We start from the raw sequence: 14,011 nt of genomic DNA, 5'->3' as shown, positions 1-14,011 counted from the left end.
CGTATGCGCCGACCCGGTCACCGGGTCTTCATTGACCCCCACCCTAGGCCCAAACCACCGCGTGACGAAATCAAACCCCCGCCCCGCCGCCGTCACCGCGATCCCCCGCACATCAAACGCCGACAACGCCACGAAATCCGGCTTGAGCCCCTCGATCAGCGAGACATCGTCAATCACCAGCACGTAATCGTCGGTCCGGTACAGCGCCCGAGCCTCACTCAACCCCAGCGCCTCCAGCAACCCCGCCGGAATCTCGACGGCCACCGGCTGCTTGGCCGGAAAATCCATCGCCAGCAGGCCATCGGCATCACGCCGTACCCGCAACTCACCGCTCCGGGTATTGAAACGCAACACCTCGGCCTGCTCGCCCAGTTGCTCGAACAACACCCAGGCCGCCGCCAACGTCGCATGACCACACAGGTCGACCTCCACCGCCGGCGTGAACCAACGCAGGTCGAACGCTTCACCGTTACGTACAAAGTATGCCGTCTCGGACAGGTTGTTCTCTTCGGCAATGCGCTGCAGCACTTCGTCGGGCAGCCACTGCTGCAATGGAATCACCGCTGCGGGATTGCCGCCGAACGGCACGGATGAAAACGCGTCGACCTGGAAGATCTCAAGTTGCATGCAAAAGCTCCTCGGGCCCGGCACCGTGCCGGGCGGACTTCAGAAAGGATTCAGCCGTGAACTGGCGTCAACACCGGCTCGCCGGCAAAGAACGCCTGCAGGTTGCGCAGTACCAGGGTCACGGTATCGCGCGCCGCTTCCGGCGACTGCCCCGCCACGTGCGGGGTCAGCACCGTGTTGCCCAGCGCCTTGAGCGCATCGGGCACCGCAGGCTCGTCATCGAACACATCCAGCGCGGCCCCGGCGATCACGCCCCGCTCCAGCGCAGCGACCAACGCCGTGGTATCCACGACGCTGGCCCGGGCGATGTTGACCAGGTACCCCTCGGCGCCCAGGGCCTCCAGTACCGAACCATCGACCAGATGCCGGGTACCACTGCCACCAGGCGTCGCGACCACCAGAATATCCACCGCATCCGCCAGGTGCAGCGGGCTGTCGTACCAGGTGTAGGGCAGGTCCCGGCGAGGCGTGCGGCTGTGGTAGCTGACATTCATGTCAAAGCCTTGGCTCGCACGGCGGGCGATGGCCTGGCCGACCGCGCCCAGGCCGATGATGCCAAGGCGCTTGCCGCTGACCGATGGACTGATCACCCGGTTCCATTCGCCGCGTCGGGTACTGGCATCGGCACGGGGGATATCGCGCAGCAACGCCAGCAGCAGCGCCATGGCATGGTCGGCGACAGGCCCGGCGTTGGCACCCGCGCCATTGGTGACGGTAATGCCGCGCGCCGCAGCGGCCTCGAGGTCGACCTGCTCGTAGCCGGCGCCGATCACGCAGATGATCTGGAGTTGGGTCAGCGCGGCAATTTCGTCGGCCGTGAGACCCAGCGGGCCACGGGTGAGCACGGCGTCGATCTCGCCGGCATGCCGGGCGATGGCGTCGGCGCGCATTTGCGGCGACGGTGCGCGAATCAGGCGGTAGCCGGCCCGTTCCAATAGCGGCAGGTAGTCATCGACGGTTTCCACCAGCACCAGGACTGTCTTGCTCATGCCACCCTCCGGTTGAATGCGAAGGGGGATTATGCCAGCTGTTGGCACTGCGATCAGGCCAACGGCAATTATTGCCCGAACGCCCTGCCCAACCCGCCCGGCACGCCGCTGCTGTCTGTTTCCTGCCACGGCCCGTTGGGGCTCAGCGACCAGCTCCAGCCATTGTTCCAGCGGTAATAGGTACGCTGGCGGTAGAAGGTGTTGGCCTGCTTCTCCAGCACATAGACCCCAAGCTTCGGGTCCCAGTGACTGGCGCCCCCCGGCGGCGGCGCGAAGCTGGCGGAGGTACGTGGCATCGGCTTGGGTATCGTCGCCGGCTTGCTCGGTCGGGAGCCGGGCTGGCCACCCGGCAGAGGCTTGACCACCGGTCCTTTGTGCGGCGGTGGGGTGGTCTCGATCGGCGGCAGCGGCTCACGCTCCCCGGGCTGATGCACCGTACACGCAGAAAGACCCAGGGCCAGGGAAATCAGGGTCAGGCGGACGGTGCTGTTCATGGGGTGCTCTCTTATGAGTCGGGTCTGTCGATGGTCACATGCTGGGTGCCCTGGGTGCCGGTGGCCAGCGGGGCGCTCTGGCCCTTCCATTCACCTTGGGTGGGCTGCCCGGCGCGCGAGACTCGGGCAACCAATTGGACTTCGGCAAAGTCCGACAGTTTCATCTGCGGCATCATCGCGTCGGCATCGGACAGTTCCACCTCGATCGGCAACTGCGCCACCGTCACCCGCTTGGCCGCCAGCGGCATGGGTGGGCCATTGCTGGCGCGGGCGAAGATGAACACGGTGTCGTCGGGGCGTACCTTGTCCTTGAGCGCCGCGGCCAGTTCAACCCGCACCTTCAGGCGCGCGGTCAGGGCCACCTTGCCGCCACCGGCCTTGAGCTTGTCGACGGCGCGGTCGATGCCGCCCTGCAATGCCTCGCGGGACGCGTCGCCCTGCGGCAGCTGCGCCAGCAGACGCTGCCAGAAGTCGATGGCCTCCTGGTAGCGCTCGCCCTCGAAGGCGGCGATGCCGCGCAGGCCGAGGCTGGTGACTTCCTGCGGGTCGGCCTTGAGCGCTTCGTCGGTGAGTGCCTGCAATTGCGCCGACCACTGCTTGTCGGCGGCGAAGTACAGCGACTGCGCCCACTGCCCGAGCAGCTCGGGCTGACGCCCGGCCAGGGCCACGGCGCGCTCGAAGGCCTTGGCCGCGTCGGCCGGCCGTTGCTCGGCCATGTAGGCCCGACCGAGGAAGTACAGGCCTTCGGCAGAGTCAGGCTGAGCCTGCACCGCACGTTCCAGGCGCGTGGTCATCTCCGCCATAGACTGCGGCGCGCTGGCGAACTCCTGGGTCAGCTCGACCTTGTCCGAGGCGCCGAATTGCAGGTACAGCCCCAGAGCCATGGCCGGCACCAGCACCGCCGCCAGCAGCGGCACGGCTTTGCCCAGGTGGCCCTGGCGTGTCACGTCGCCACGCTCGGTGTCGGCCAGCAGCTCACGGGCGGCCTCGTCACGGCCATTGGCCAGTTGTTGTTCGTCAAGAACGCCAGCCGCCTGCTGGGCGGCCAGCTCGGCGACGCGCTCCTCATAGAGCGCCACATTGAGGGCGGTACGATCCTGTTCGGCCTGCTGGCGGCGGCGACCACGCAGGATCGGCAACAGCAGGAAAGCCAGGGCGGCGAGCAGCAACAGGCCCGCGCTAAGCCAGAATTCAGTCATGGGTACGTTCTTTATCCAGCAGTTTGGCCAGACGCTCGCGTTCGTCGGCAGACAGTTCAGTGTTGCCGGCCACGGCCTGGCCACGGCGACGGCGCACGATCAGCGCCAACACCACGAAGCCCCCGGCCAGGAGGATCCCCGGGCCGAACCAGAGCAGCCAGGTGCGCCCGCTGAGCGCCGGTTTGTAGCGTACGAAGTCGCCATAGCGATCGACCATGAAATCGACGATCTGCTGGTTGTTCTTGCCCTCGCCCAGCATGCGGAAGATCTCGCGGCGCAGGTCGGCGGCGATGGGCGCGTTGGAATCGGCGATGTCCTGGTTCTGGCACTTGGGGCAGCGCAGTTCCTTGGTCAGCTGCTGATAGCGCTCGCGCTCGGCGTCGTCGCGGAACTGGTAAGTGTCGATCGCCGCCTTGGCCACACCGGCCAGGCTCAGGCCGAGCACGGCGGCCGCCAGCCAGCGCTTCATGGCCTGCCCTCGTCGACCAGCCCCTGGTACAGCGCCGCCAGCTGTTCGCGCCACACCGTGGCATCGACCACGCCCACGTGCTTGTAGCGGATGATGCCCTTGGCGTCGATCAGGAAGGTTTCCGGCGCGCCATACACGCCCAGGTCCAGGCCCAGCGTACCTTGCTGGTCGGCGATGTTCAGCTGGTATGGATTGTGGAACTCGGCCAGCCACTTCAACGCAGCGGCGTTGTCGTCCTTGTAGTTGACCCCGTGGATCACCACGCCCTGCTCGGCCAGCCGGTTCAGGTACGGGTGCTCGACCTTGCACGACGGGCACCAGGTGCCCCACACGTTGACCAGCGCCGGGCGGCCGATCAGGTCGGCCTGGGTGAGGCTGCGATCACCCTGCACGCTCGCCAGCGCGAACGCCGGGAACGGCTTGCCGATCATCGCCGAAGGCAGTTCGTCGGGCTTGAGGAACAACCCCTTGTAGAGAAAGACCGCCACCAGCAGGAACACCGCCAGGGGCACCACCATGATCCAACGCTTCATGCAGTCGCTCCAGACACGCCCAGGGCCTCACGCACCCGGGTCTTGACCTTGACGCGGTAGCGTCGGTCGAGGGCCGCCAGCAAGCCGCCCAGGCCGGTCAGCAGACCGCCCAGCCAGATCCAGCGGACATAGGGTTTGATATGCACCCGCACCGCCCAGGCGCCGTTTTCCAGCGGCTCGCCCAAGGCGACATACAGGTCGCGGGTGAAACCGGCATCGATACCGGCCTCGGTCATCATCGACTGCTGCACGGTGTACAGGCGTTTTTCAGGGTGCAGCACGGAGACCTCGCGGCCATCGCGCGAGACGCGCACGGTGCCCTTGTCGGAAATGAAGTTCGGACCCTCGAAGTGCTTGGCGCCCTCGAACAGGAAGTGATAGCCACCCAGTTCGACGGTCTCGCCCGGCGCCATGCGCAGGTCGCGCTCAGCGCTGTTGTTGCTCGACAACACCACGCCCAGGGCGCACACCACCAGGCCCAGGTGCGCCAGGTGCATGCCCCAGTAGCTGCGGTTCAGGCCCGCCAGCCCCTTGGCCAGGCCCTTGTGACGGGTCTTGTCGAGGATATCGCGCAAGCCGCTCAAGACCACCCAGGCAGCCAGGGCGAACACGCTCAGGGCCGGCCAGTCGAAATCGTCGACGATCAGCCCGGCGATCGGCGCCAGCACCGCGCTGCCAACCAGCACCGGGGTCAGCATGCCGGCCAGCCACTTGCCCGGGGTGTCCTTCCAGCGCACCACCACGCCCACGCCGAGCACCACCATCAGCAGCGCCATCAGCGGCAGGAACAGGGCGTCGAAGTAAGGCGGGCCGACCGACAGCTTGGCCCCCGTCAGGGCGTCGAGCACCAGCGGGTACAGGGTGCCCAGCAGGATCATCGAGGCCGCCACCACCAGCACCAGGTTATTGGCCAGCAGCAGGGTTTCACGGGACCACAGGGCAAAGCCGACCTGGCTCTTGACCACCGGCGCGCGCAGGGCGAACAGGGTCAGCGAGCCACCGACCACGAACAACAGGAAGATCAGGATGAAGATACCGCGCGACGGGTCGGCGGCGAACGCGTGCACCGAAGTCAGCACACCGGAGCGCACCAGGAAAGTCCCCAGCAGGCTCAGCGAGAACGCTGCGATGGCCAGCAGCACGGTCCAGCTCTTGAACACCCCGCGCTTTTCGGTGACCGCCAGCGAGTGGATCAGCGCCGTGCCCACCAGCCAGGGCATGAACGAGGCGTTCTCGACCGGGTCCCAGAACCACCAGCCGCCCCAGCCCAGCTCGTAATAGGCCCACCACGAGCCGAGGGTGATGCCCACGCCGAGGAAGGCCCAGGCGACGATGGTCCAGGGCCGCGACCACCGGGCCCAGGCGGCATCGAGGCGCCCGCCGAGCAAGGCGGCGATGGCGAAGGCGAAGGCCACCGAGAAGCCCACATAGCCCATGTACAGCATCGGCGGGTGGACGATCAGGCCGAAGTCCTGCAGCAGCGGGTTGAGGTCGCGACCGTCTCCCGGCACCTGCGGCAGCAGGCGCGAGAACGGGTTGGAGGTGATGATCAGGAAGCTCAGGAAACCCACGCTGATCATGCCCATCACCGCCAGCACCCGGGCCAGCATTACCTGCGGCAACTGGCGCGAGAAGATCGACACGGCGAAGGTCCAGCCGCCGAGGATCAGCGCCCACAGCAGCAGCGAACCCTCGTGGGCGCCCCAGACGGCGCTGAACTTGTAGTACCAGGGCAAGGCGCTGTTGGAGTTGCTGGCGACATAGGCGACCGAGAAATTGTCGGTCATGAAGGCGTGGGTGAGGCAGGCGAAGGCAAACGCCAGGAAGGCGAACTGCCCCCAGGCCGCCGGCCGCGCCAGGCCCATCCACAGGCTGTCGCCGCGCCAGGCGCCAAGCAGCGGTACAGTAGCCTGCACGGCGGCGAAGCAGATCGCCAGGATCATCGCCAGTTGGCCGAGTTCGGGGATCACCAGGGCCGCATTCATGGCTTGGCTCCCGCGTCGCTGGCGGCCTGGCCGCTTTCCTTCAGGGCCTTGGTGACCTCCGGCGGCATGTATTTCTCGTCGTGCTTGGCCAGCACCTCGTCGGCCACCACCACGCCATCGGCGTTGAGCTTGCCGAGGGCGACAATGCCCTGCCCTTCGCGGAACAGGTCGGGGAGGATGCCACGGTAGGTGATCGGCACCGACTTGGCGTAGTCGGTGACCACGAAACGCACATCGAGTGAGTCGGCCGAGCGCTGCACCGAGCCTTTCTCGACCATGCCGCCGGCGCGAATGCGGGTGTCCAGCGGTGCCTCGCCGTTGGCGATCTGCGTCGGGGTGTAGAACAGGTTGATGTTCTGCTGCAGCGCGCTCAGGGCGAAGCCCACGGCGACGCCGACACCGGCCAGCAGGCCGAGGATGATGAACAGGCGTTTCTTGCGCTGCGGATTCACGGTTTGCTCTCCCGGCGCAGACGACGCGCCTCTTCTTGCAGGTAGCGGCGGCGGGCCAGCAGGGGCGCGGCGACATTCAGCGCGAGCACCGCCAGGCAGATGCCGTAGGCCGACCAGACGTACAGGCCATGGTGGCCCATGGCGAGAAAATCACTGAAGGACGCAAAGCTCATCGTGCCGCCTCCCGCCCGAGCTGGCCCAGCACCTCATCCTTGACCCAGCTGGCGCGGGCCTCGCGCTTGAGCACCTCCAGGCGCATGCGCAGCAGCAGCACGGCGCCGAAGAAGCAGTAGAAGCCCAGTGCGGTGAGCAGCAGCGGCAGCCACATCTCCACCGGCATGGCCGGCTTTTCGGTGAGGGTGAAGGTGGCCCCCTGGTGCAGGGTGTTCCACCACTCCACCGAGTACTTGATGATCGGGATGTTGACCACGCCGACGATGGCCAGCACCGCGCAGGCCTTGGCCGCGCTGTCGCGATTGCTGATGGCCTGGCCCAGGGCGATGATACCGAAGTACAGGAACAGCAGGATGAGCATGGAGGTCAGGCGCGCATCCCAGACCCACCAGCTGCCCCAGGTGGGCTTGCCCCAGATCGCCCCGGTAACCAAGGCTACCGCGGTCATCCAGGCGCCGATGGGCGCCGCGCACTGCAGCGCGACATCGGCCAGTTTCATCTTCCACACCAGCCCCACCACGCCCGCCACCGCGAGCATCACGTAGCACGACTGCGCCAGCATGGCCGTCGGCACATGGATATAGATGATGCGGAAACTGTTGCCCTGCTGGTAATCCTGGGGGGCGAAGGCCAGGCCCCAGGTGATGCCGACCAGCAGCAGCACGATAGCGGAGACGGTCAGCCACGGCAGCATGCGGCCGCTGATGGCATAGAACCATTTGGGGGAGCCCAACTTGTGGAACCACGTCCAACTCATTTTCATCAGGGTACATCCAGGGTATTGGCCGGGCTGCGGTGCCCGAGACTCGTTATTCGCCGACGCTGATCTTCAGGCCGGCCGCGATCGCAAAGGGTGCCAGTGTCACCGCCAGGGCCGTCAGGCTGGCGAGCCAGAGCAGGTGGCCGGTAGCCGGCATATTCTGCAACGCCGCCTGCAACGCACCACTGCCCAGGATCAATACAGGGATATACAACGGCAGAATCAGCAACGCCAGCAGCAGGCCGCCACGCTTGAGACCGACCGTCAGCGCCGCCCCCACCGCGCCCAGCAGGCTCAGCACCGGCGTGCCCAGCAGCAGGGAGGCGAGCAGCACCGGCAGGCAGGCACTCGGCAGGCCCAGCATCAACGCCAGCAGTGGCGCCAACAATACCAGCGCCAGCCCGGAAAAGATCCAGTGCGCCAGCACCTTGGCCAGCACCAGCAGGGCCAGCGGGTGCGGCGAAAGCACCCACTGTTCGAGCGAACCGTCCTCGAAATCGCTGCGGAACAACCCGTCAAGCGACAGCAACACCGCCAGCAGGGCCGCGACCCAGACCAGTCCCGGCGACAAGGTTTGCAACAATTGCGTCTCCGGACCGACCGCCAGCGGGAACAAAGCGACGACGATGGCAAAGAACACCAGCGGGTTGGCCAGCTCCGCCGGGCGGCGGAACAACAGGCGCGCCTCGCGGCGCAACAGCAGAAGGAATACGCTCATGCCGCCCACTGCCCCAGGTTCAGCTCACGATAGCCGGAGGGCTTGCGTTCGAGCGTGTGGTGGGTGGTCAGCACCACGGTGCCGCCCTGCTCGCAGTGGGCCGCGAGGTGGGTTTCCAGCTGGGCCACGCCCTGCTTGTCGAGGGCGGTGAAGGGTTCGTCGAGAATCCACAGCGGCGGGCTGTCCAGGTACAGCCGGGCCAGGGCGACCCGCCGCTGCTGACCGGCCGACAGCGTGTGACAAGGCACGTCCTCGAAACCGCGCAGGCCGACGGCCTCCAGCGCCTGCCAGATCGCCTCGCGGCTGGCAGGCCGATGCAGGGCGCAGAGCCAGGCAAGATTCTCTTCGGCGGTGAGCAGGTCCTTGATCCCGGCGGCGTGGCCAATCCACAGCAGGATGCTGGCCAGGGCATGGCGCTGTTCGGCCAATGGCTGGCCGCCGAGCAGGATCTGCCCGGCGGTGGGTTGCATGAGCCCGGCCAGCAGGCGCAGCAGGCTGGTCTTGCCGCTGCCGTTGGGGCCGGCGATCTGCAGCATGTCGCCAGGATGCAGTTCGAAGTGCAGGTGCTCGAACAGCAGCCGCCAGTCGCGCTCGCAGGCCAGGCCCGCGGCTTGGAGGTGAAGGGTCACGGTATCGCCTTATGCAGTATGAGGTCTGCAATCGGTGCCGGCACCGATTGCAGCCTGTGTCTCAAGTCGCTCCAACCCTTGCCGTTATACTGGCAATAGCGAGCGAGCGGCATTATTGCACGCGCCACCGCGCTGCCAAGAGGGCTGGTTCGACAGGTTGTATACAATCATGACTGAAATCAATAGTCTCAGCACACAAACTGCGGTAAGCCCCCAGGCGACCCGGGCTGCCATGACCGGCGAACTGCTGCGCCTGCTGCAGGCCCAGCCCGGCCTGCTGCCGCCTGGAGAAACCGCCGAAGCCGAGGTCGTGACCCTGCGCCAGATCGGCCAGGAGTTCCAGATGCTGCTGCGGCTGACCCAGGCCAACGGCAACCAGACGCAAGTGCTGACCACCGCCAGTCAACCCCTGCCCCCCGGCAGCCAGATCATGGTCAGTCAGACCGAGAGCAGCCGCCTGGCAGTGATGGTGCAACAGGCCACTGCCGGCAACATCGCCACCCTGACCCAGCTGGACACCCGGGAGATGCCGGTCGGCACCCTGCTGCAGGCCAAGGTCCTGACCAGCCAGGCCCTGCCGCAGAGCCCCGGCGTGCCCGCCACCTTCCGCTCGCTGGTGAGCCTGCTCAACAGCAGCCAGACCGGCGCCACCCTGGCCATCGACAGCCCGCGCAGGCTCTCTGTGGGCAGCATGCTCAGCGCGCTGGTGCAGAGTGAACAGGCGCTGCGTTTCGTGCCCCTGAGCGGCCGCCAGGACCAGCTGGCCATCACCCAGCACCTGTCGACCCAGCAGAACCTCCAGGCCTCGCTGCCGGGCGTGCTCGACAGCCTGCAACGAATCGCCAGCAGCCCCGATGCGGACCCCGAGCTGCGCGCCAGCGCCGAGCGCCTGCTCGCCAGCCTGCCGGATGCGCGGCAACTGGGGGATGCGAAGGGCCTGGCCCAGGCCCTCAACAACAGCGGCACGTTTTTCGAGGCCAAGCTGCTGGGTGGACTGGCCGGCGGCATCGCCCCTGACCTCAAGGCACAACTGGTCAGGCTGGTGGCCCAAGCCCTGCCCACCGTCCCAGGCCATCCACCGTCGGCCTCCGCGCTGGCCACCAGCGCCCTCGCCCAGGCCTTGCCAGGCCTTGCCCGCAGCGCCCTGGGCATGCTCGGTCAGGTCAGCCCACGGCCGCTGCCCAGCGCCTTCCCGTTGCCCTCGCGCCTGCTGCAGAAGCTGGAAAGTGAAGGTGACCTTCAACAGTTGCTGCGCCTGGCCGCCGCCGCCATCTCCCGACTGCAGAGCCATTCACTGTCCAGCCTGCAACAGAGCGGCACCCTGGAGAACGGCAACCAGCAGACCACCTGGCAGACCGAAGTGCCGGTGCGCCATGGCCAGGAGTTCGTCCCCCTGCAGGTCAAGCTGCAGCGTGAGGAAACCCCAAAGCAACAGGCCGATCGCGAGCGCGAACAGCACGAGCCGCTGGAGGCCCTGTGGCGGATCGAACTGGCCTTCGACCTCGCGCCACTGGGGCCGTTGCAGGTCCAGGCGCAACTGCTGCAGGGGCGGTTGTCAGGCCAGTTGTGGGCGGAACAGGAACGCACCGCACGCCTGATCGACAGCCAGCTTGGCCAGCTTCGCGAACGTCTGCTGGCCCGCGGCCTGGAAGTCGGCGACCTGGAGTGCCACCCAGGCACACCCCCGCAAGGACCACGCACACGCCTAGAACAACGCTGGGTGGATGAGACCGCATGAAACACAAGCCACCACGCCAGGCCATAGCCCTGAGCTACGACGGCCAGCAGGCCCCGACCCTGAGTGCCAAGGGCGACGACGAACTGGCCGAGGCCATCCTTGCCATCGCCCGCGAGCACGAGGTGCCCATCTACGAGAACCCGGAGCTGGTGCGCTTGCTGGCGCGCCTGGAGCTAGGCGAGCAGATTCCCGAAGCGCTGTACCTGACCATCGCCGAGATCATCGCCTTCGCCTGGCAACTGCGCGGCCGCGTGCCGGTCGGCTTCCAGGATTCGCCGCCCGAGGAGCGTGATGTCACGCCTGGACTATTACACCTGCCAAAGCAATAACTAGTGCCCCGACGCCACCAGCGTCCTGACCCTAGAGGGCTCCACGCACTCAAGGGCAGAACACATGATCGAATCTTCCTCACCAGGCATCACACTCGCGCGCGAAGCATTGAACGATTTCCCCCGGCCCATCCCCCTCGCCCGACAGGCCCTGGTCGACTGGCTGAAAACGCACACCATCGCCCTCGCACCGGACGACATCGATGTCGTGACCCTGCACTATCAGTTCGAGCCACGGGGCGAAGGCCGCAAGCACTACCAGGAACAGGCCGTAATCACTCGCCGCCTCGGACTGGTGCAGGCCATGCTGAGCAACTGGCAGGGCGAGACGGCCGACGGTTACGCCGGCCTGCATTTCGGCGACTGGGCTGGGGTGTCCCCCATGGGCCCTCTGAAGTTGGTCAAGCAGCTACAAGCGCCCGGCCTGTTCGAGAACAGCAGCGGCTACCTGATCTTCAATGGCCTGTACAAACGTACCTCGCCGTTACGCCTGGCACCCGACACGCTACTACCCGCCAGGGCCGAGGACTTCCAGACGTTCGTCTGGGGGCAGCATTTCAACGAGCGATTCAAGCAAAGCCTGGATAGCTACTGGCGCAACAACCAGGTCCTTTACCAACGCGCCCTGAAGATCGCCATGATCACCGCCTGCAACCGCCAGGTGGCCGCTGGCAGCCTGTCGCAACCCGCGCAACGGTTGATCTGGCAAGCAGCGGGACTGCTGCTGGACGAGCAGGGACACATTCAACGTCGCATGTTGAATGTGTATGGCTATGTCTCCAGCGCCATTGTCTGCCTGAGCGACACCCACAGCGGCCTGACCGTGCTCTACATTCCCGGTAACTCGTCGCCGCTGCACGAGTTCGTCAGTGCCTCGGCGATGAAGACCTGGTTCGCCGTCCAGTGCCGTACGCCTGATCGCCGCCAGGCCCTGCTGAACGCTTTCAACCCGGCCGACCGCCCGGATGGCCTCGACTACAGCGGCCTGGAAACCGCCTTGACCGGGCTGGCGCGGTACCCACAGGCCCATCATTTCTCGATCGATCACAGCGGCTTCGCCATCAGTGGCATCTGGCGCCCGGACGATATGATCAACTATCGGGCCGATCACTACAGCCCGGTCATTCACGGCGATCTGTTCGTGTCCCTGGCCGAGCGCATGAAGACACGCTCCTATCAGGACGCCGACAATCAGATCACCAGCAACGCTCAGGTCGAGGAAGTTCGCCTGCGCGGTTACGTGCGCAGCAGCCTCAACCTGTTGGCCCCCATCGCCATCATTGTCCCGGGGCTGGCGCCATTGCTGGCAGTGGGTGGCCTGCTGGAGTTCGCCATGGGGCTGGAGCAGGTGATCGACGGCAAAACCCTGGAGGCCAAGGTCCAGGGCGTCCAAGACCAGGTATTCGGCGTGCTCAATGCCTTGCCCGTCATTCATTCGATGCTGCCCGGCGTACCGAAAGTATTCACCTTCCGGCGTCCCGGTTTCATTCCTGCCCGCACCTTGCTCGAAGCGCGGGAAGAAAGGTCGGTGGTGGCACCGAATGAGATCGAGGGGTTCGAACTTGCCTTTCGGGACGAGCAAACACTCAAACCTGCCTCTGGCCATGCCCTGCAATACCTACTGACGCGCGTGGACAGCACCATGCGGCATCGCTTCTACGCGTTGATTCATGAAGATGGAGGGCTGACGCAGTCACAGGTGGAGTATCACCTCGCCAGCGACAGCTTCATCAGGCAAGGTGAAAGCCGTCTGCGCGAGCCACGCCACTATGTCGTCCCGAACGACGGCGGACCGGGGCTGGTCAGGCTCAAGGCGTCTCCCCGGCAAGTGACTGACGCCGACCGCACGCGCACCCTCCAGGCACTGGGCATCCGCGTCGAACTCCCCCTGGACTTCACATCGCTCGATGCACTCAAGCGCACCGCCATCCCACGCCATCTATTCAGCCTGTGGGTCGGCGATCAGGTGATCGGCCAACCTTACCTCGCCGCCATCGCACACAACGCCAAGGTCCTGCAAGGAAGCGGCGTGCAATACCGACTGTTCCTCTCGAACCGCTCTGGCGGCGCCTTCGCGCAAAACTCGGCTCTGCTCTCGGCACATGCCCCAGGGCTCAGCGTTCTCCCCCTGGAAAAGCAATCCTTCTACCTGGAGTTTCTCGGCAGCCCCTACTTCAGCCAGTTCAACACCGCCATCGAGGGCAACGGCGGCGTCGCGACGAACTTCAGCTCGGCCAGCGACATCTTGCGCTATCGCGCCCTCAAGCGCCTGGGCGGCCTGTACATCGACGCCGACGACATGCTGCACCCGGCAACCAAAGCTGCGCTGACCGCCCCCGTGGTCTCGTTGCCGCTGGAAACCACGCACGACGGACTGCTGCTCAGCCCGCCGGTCTCCAACGACCAGTTAGGCATGTATATCCAGTACAACACCAGCCTGATCGGCAGCCATCCAGACAACCCGACGTTGGACGCCATCTGCGAGGAAATCTTCCAGCGTTTCACAAAGGCCAGGACCTTCTACGATCAGCGCCCCGACCACCAGTCCGATCCCCAGGCCTTCCTCGACTATGCCCGGCAACTGAGCCGGTTGACCGGCCCTGGCGTGCTCAATGACGTGATCGACCGAACACTGCCCTGGCTCAAGCAACTGCGCGAGGCCTGCAACCTGATGGTCTCCCCAGTCATCGATAGCGCACGTCATCTCGACATTCGGCAACTGCAACTGCTATACGAGCAGTACCTGCCACTCGACCAGATCGCCGGCGCCGGCCACGCGCACAGCTGGTACCAGACCTGAGGCCGTGGGCCAGGCGGCGCGCCCTGCCCCACTTGGCCCGCGGCTGACGTATGTACCACCGATCCCGTCCACCGGCATGACACTTTTGAGCTTTCCACCTCAGTCAAGAGTGCAT

At 66.0% G+C, this 14,011-nt stretch carries 15 protein-coding genes; 3 read left to right on the top strand and 12 right to left on the bottom strand.

The annotated features are described in order from the left end of the window. The 12 genes from DMX06_RS24480 to ccmA form a co-directional block, all read right to left on the bottom strand. Positions 1-627 (bottom strand): PhzF family phenazine biosynthesis protein (locus DMX06_RS24480; RefSeq protein ID WP_110739745.1); only part of this gene is annotated, 627 nt, incomplete at its 3' end. A gap of 50 nt (positions 628-677) precedes the next feature. Further along, positions 678-1,616 (bottom strand): 2-hydroxyacid dehydrogenase, encoded by a 939-nt coding sequence (locus DMX06_RS24475; RefSeq protein WP_110739744.1) that lies wholly within the window; start codon positions 1,614-1,616, stop codon positions 678-680. A gap of 68 nt (positions 1,617-1,684) precedes the next feature. Further along, positions 1,685-2,110, bottom strand: coding sequence for a hypothetical protein (locus DMX06_RS24470; protein WP_110739743.1), 426 nt, complete (start codon positions 2,108-2,110; stop codon positions 1,685-1,687). An 11-nt stretch (positions 2,111-2,121) separates the two neighbouring features. Further along, positions 2,122-3,309 carry a c-type cytochrome biogenesis protein CcmI gene (gene ccmI / locus DMX06_RS24465; RefSeq protein ID WP_110739742.1) on the bottom strand — a complete coding sequence of 396 codons (1,188 nt, stop codon included), beginning with the start codon at positions 3,307-3,309 and terminating at the stop codon, positions 2,122-2,124. Beyond that, positions 3,302-3,778 (bottom strand): cytochrome c-type biogenesis protein, encoded by a 477-nt coding sequence (locus DMX06_RS24460; protein WP_110739741.1) that lies wholly within the window; start codon positions 3,776-3,778, stop codon positions 3,302-3,304. Before DMX06_RS24460 ends, ccmI begins: the two co-directional genes overlap by 8 nt. Then, complete coding sequence (locus DMX06_RS24455; RefSeq protein ID WP_110739740.1) at positions 3,775-4,311, bottom strand: DsbE family thiol:disulfide interchange protein; 537 nt, start codon at positions 4,309-4,311, stop codon at positions 3,775-3,777. The genes DMX06_RS24460 and DMX06_RS24455 overlap by 4 nt, the downstream gene beginning before the upstream one ends. Then, the gene (locus tag DMX06_RS24450) at positions 4,308-6,281 is read right to left on the bottom strand and encodes a heme lyase CcmF/NrfE family subunit (protein WP_181427893.1); all 1,974 of its coding nucleotides are present in this window, start codon (positions 6,279-6,281) and stop codon (positions 4,308-4,310) included. Before DMX06_RS24450 ends, DMX06_RS24455 begins: the two co-directional genes overlap by 4 nt. 11 nt (positions 6,282-6,292) lie before the next feature. Next, the gene (ccmE, locus tag DMX06_RS24445) at positions 6,293-6,748 is read right to left on the bottom strand and encodes a cytochrome c maturation protein CcmE (protein WP_110739738.1); all 456 of its coding nucleotides are present in this window, start codon (positions 6,746-6,748) and stop codon (positions 6,293-6,295) included. Continuing rightward, positions 6,745-6,921, bottom strand: coding sequence for a heme exporter protein CcmD (gene ccmD, locus DMX06_RS24440; RefSeq protein ID WP_011534872.1), 177 nt, complete (start codon positions 6,919-6,921; stop codon positions 6,745-6,747). The genes ccmE and ccmD overlap by 4 nt, the downstream gene beginning before the upstream one ends. Continuing rightward, positions 6,918-7,685: a heme ABC transporter permease gene (locus DMX06_RS24435; RefSeq protein ID WP_110739737.1), complete on the bottom strand. Its 768-nt coding sequence runs from the start codon at positions 7,683-7,685 to the stop codon at positions 6,918-6,920. The genes ccmD and DMX06_RS24435 overlap by 4 nt, the downstream gene beginning before the upstream one ends. Positions 7,686-7,731: 46 nt before the next feature. Further along, positions 7,732-8,400: a heme exporter protein CcmB gene (gene ccmB / locus DMX06_RS24430; RefSeq protein WP_028691018.1), complete on the bottom strand. Its 669-nt coding sequence runs from the start codon at positions 8,398-8,400 to the stop codon at positions 7,732-7,734. Next, on the bottom strand, positions 8,397-9,029 hold the full coding sequence (gene ccmA, locus DMX06_RS24425; RefSeq protein ID WP_110739736.1) for a cytochrome c biogenesis heme-transporting ATPase CcmA: 633 nt from the start codon (positions 9,027-9,029) through the stop codon (positions 8,397-8,399). Before ccmA ends, ccmB begins: the two co-directional genes overlap by 4 nt. Before the next feature lie 169 nt (positions 9,030-9,198). Between ccmA and fliK the strand changes: the two genes are divergently transcribed. The 3 genes from fliK to DMX06_RS24410 all read left to right on the top strand — a co-directional run bounded on the left by fliK (position 9,199) and on the right by DMX06_RS24410 (position 13,896). Beyond that, on the top strand, positions 9,199-10,767 hold the full coding sequence (gene fliK, locus DMX06_RS24420; RefSeq protein WP_110739735.1) for a flagellar hook-length control protein FliK: 1,569 nt from the start codon (positions 9,199-9,201) through the stop codon (positions 10,765-10,767). After that, positions 10,764-11,096 (top strand): EscU/YscU/HrcU family type III secretion system export apparatus switch protein, encoded by a 333-nt coding sequence (locus DMX06_RS24415; protein WP_110739734.1) that lies wholly within the window; start codon positions 10,764-10,766, stop codon positions 11,094-11,096. The genes fliK and DMX06_RS24415 overlap by 4 nt, the downstream gene beginning before the upstream one ends. Before the next feature lie 64 nt (positions 11,097-11,160). Beyond that, the gene (locus tag DMX06_RS24410) at positions 11,161-13,896 is read left to right on the top strand and encodes a dermonecrotic toxin domain-containing protein (protein WP_110739733.1); all 2,736 of its coding nucleotides are present in this window, start codon (positions 11,161-11,163) and stop codon (positions 13,894-13,896) included. The last annotated feature ends 115 nt before the right edge of the window (positions 13,897-14,011 follow it).

It is taken from the genome of Pseudomonas mosselii, assembly GCF_003205295.1.
Lineage (GTDB): Bacteria > Pseudomonadota > Gammaproteobacteria > Pseudomonadales > Pseudomonadaceae > Aquipseudomonas > Aquipseudomonas mosselii_B.
The sequence above is the reverse complement of the archived record's forward strand: the minus strand, read 5'-3'. Positions and strand labels throughout refer to the sequence as shown.